Genomic DNA, 3,016 nt, shown 5'->3' with positions numbered 1-3,016 from the left:
GCCAGCAACTGCTGTGGGGCACGATCTCCGGCAGCCAGTGGCTCGACCCGGTCACGCAAACGGCCACGACCGCGCCGCCGTCCAAGAGCATCACGCTCTCGGCGCCGGCCGGCAGCATCGACGCCGACGCGCAGGCCAAGCTCGACCTCAGCGGCGGCGGCCAGCTGCTCGCGTGGCAGTTCGTGCCGGGCCCGGGCGGTTCGACCGACGTCTTCAGCGGCAGTGCCGCGAGTGGTGGCGCCTTCGCGCTCGTGCCGAGCGTGCAGGGCCTCGCGCCGAACGACCCGAGCCTCGCGGCCGTGCTGCCCGGTGCGGGCAAGCAGCTGCAGATCACCGGCAACGGCGGCCCGATTCCCGCAGGCACCTACACGCTGCTGCCCGCGCGCTACGCCGCGCTGGCCGGCGCGTTTCTCGTGCAGCCGGTCGGCGGCACGCTGTTGGCGCAGGGCTCGACGGTCAAGAACATCGACGGCAGCGTCACGATCGGCGCACGCGTCGTCGATGCGGGCACGAGCTTCGGCGCCTCGCTGCCGAGCAACTGGCAGGTGCTGACCTCGGCGCAGGCGCACCAGCGCAGCGAGCTCGACCTGACCGACGCGAACAGCTACTTCAGCAGCGCCGCGGCCAACAAGGGCGTGAGCGCACCGGCGCTGCCCGTGGACGCGGGGCAGCTGATCCTCTCGGCCTCGGCGATGCAGTTCAACGCGAGCATCGCTTTCGCGCCGAGCCAGGTCACGGCCGCGGCGGGCAGCAGCACGCCGTCGCTGCAAGGCCGCGGCGGCACGGCCTACGTGGTGTCGAACGACATCGTCATCACCGACAACGGCACGGGCAGTTCGGACGCCAACGCGCTCGACCTCTCGGCCGGCATGCTCAGCAAGCTCGGCGCCCAGACGCTGGTGATCGGCGCTTCGCCCGACGCCGACGGCACCAGCGGCGCGCTCACCGTCGGCGCCAGCACCGTCACGCTCGCCAACCACGGCGTCGCGCTCAGCGATGCCGACGTGATGCTCGCCGCGCAGCAAAGCGTCACGCTCACCGCGGGTTCGGTGATCCAGGCGCCGGCCGCCGGCACCGCGGCCACGACGCCTAGCACCCAATTCACACTGACCGGCGACGGCGCCGCCGTGCGCGTCAGCAACGCCGCCGACGCCGGGTTCACGCGCCAGGCAGCGCTGCAGCAGCGCGGCGATCTCGTCATCGGGCAGGGCGCCGTGCTCAGCGGCGGCGCGCAGGGTAGCGTGAGCCTCGACGCCTCGAACGTCTTCAGCGTCGACCCGAGCGCGAGCTTCAGCGCCGCGGCCGTGAGCCTCGGCGCCGGTCGCATCCAAGTCGGCGGCACGCAGGCCAGCGACGCCGGCACGCTGCTGCTCTCGAGCGCGCTGCTGAGCCAGCTTGCACCGAGCCAGGCGCTGCGCCTGCGGAGTTATTCGAGCATCGGCTTCATGGCCGGCAGCGCGCTCGGCGACGGCAGCCTGGCACTCGTCGAGCTCGACGCGCCGGACATCGCGCTGCTTGGCAACGGCAGCGCCACCGTCAGCGCGCAATCGCTGATGCTCGGCAACAGCAGCGGCAACGCGCCGGTCTCGCGCGCTCCCGCACTGGGCCAGCTGACACTGCAGGCGGACAAAACCGTCACGATCGCTGGCGGCCAACAGGGCGTGAAGGCCGTGCAGCTCGACGGCGCGACGAACGTCATCACCGCCGGCCAGGACATCGTGCTCGATGATGGCGCGCAGCTCACCGCCGCAGGGCACCTCGCACTGACGGCGCAGCGCCTCATCGCCGCCGACGGCGCGACGGCCAGCATCAGCGCGCAGGGCCAGTTCAGCCTCGTCGCGGCCGACGGCACGCCGAGCGGCACCGCCACGCCGGGCGCCGGCGCAGCGGTGACGATCAACGCGCAAAGCATCTACCAGGACGGCCTCATCAACCTGCCGAGCGGTCAGCTGACGCTGGCGGCCAGCAGCGGCGACCTGGTCTTCATGGCCGGCTCGCAGACGCTGCTGCAGGGCCAGCGCATCGTCATCGACCAGCAGAACATCGACAACCCCGCCGGCAGCCTGACCGCCCAGGCAGCGCAAGGCCAGGTCGCGCTGCTGAGCGGCGCGACGATCGACGTCTCGGCCTCGGCCGCTGGCGATGCGGGCGCGGTCAGCTTGAGCGCGCCGGTCGGCGGCGTCACGATCGACGGCCAGCTGCGTGGCCTCGCCAACGCCACGGGCCAGCAGGCGCAGCTGACGATCGACAGCGGCACGTTGATCAACGTGCAGGCTCTCGCGCAGCAGCTCGCTGCGGTTGGTACCAGCAACTTCAGCGGCGCACTCAACCTGCGCCAGCGCAACGGCGATATGAGCATCGGTGCCGGCACGCTGCTGCGCGCCCAGGACATCAACCTTGAGGCCGACGGCGGCCAGCTCAGCGTGGCCGGCGTGCTCGACGCGTCCGGTGCACAGGGCGGCAGCATCACGCTCGCGGCCGGCAATGATCTTGTCGTGCGCAGCGGCGCCGAGCTGCTGACCTACGCCACGGCGGCCGGCGGCAACGGCGGTGCCATCAACCTGATGACGGCGCTCGGCCAAATCCAGCTGCAAGCGGGCGCCATGCTCGCGCTCGACGCGGGCGCCGGTGCCACCGGCTACAGCACCGGCGCCACCACCCCGCACAGCGGTGACCTCCTGCTGCGCGCGCCACGCGTGCAGCTCGCCAGCGGCGCCGAGGACGTCAACATCGCCGAGATTGACGCGGGCATCAGCGGCGTCCGGCAGCTCAACGTCGAGGCCGTGCAGGTTTACCAGACGGCAGACATCGAGGCTGGCTTCTCCACGGCACCAGCGCCCGCCCCCGCGCCGTCTCCCGCACCTGCGCCTTCGCCATCTCCCGCTCCCGCACCCGCACCCGCACCCGCACCCGCACCTGCACCCGCACCTGCACCGGCACCCGCACCGGCACCGGCACCTGCACCGGCACCGGCACCGGCACCGGCACCTGCGCCTGCGCCTGCGCCCGCGCCCGC

1 protein-coding gene is annotated in these 3,016 nt (G+C 72.6%); it reads left to right on the top strand.

The features are described 5' to 3' along the window. The coding region (locus tag JOZ06_RS16105; protein ID WP_293234248.1) for a hypothetical protein at nucleotides 1-3,016 on the top strand (3,016 nt) is incomplete at both ends.

This window comes from Paludibacterium sp. (genome assembly GCF_019232825.1).
In the GTDB taxonomy this organism is placed as follows: Bacteria; Pseudomonadota; Gammaproteobacteria; order Burkholderiales; family Chromobacteriaceae; genus Paludibacterium.
Note: the sequence above shows the minus strand (reverse complement) of the source record. Positions and strands in the feature narration are given on the sequence as shown.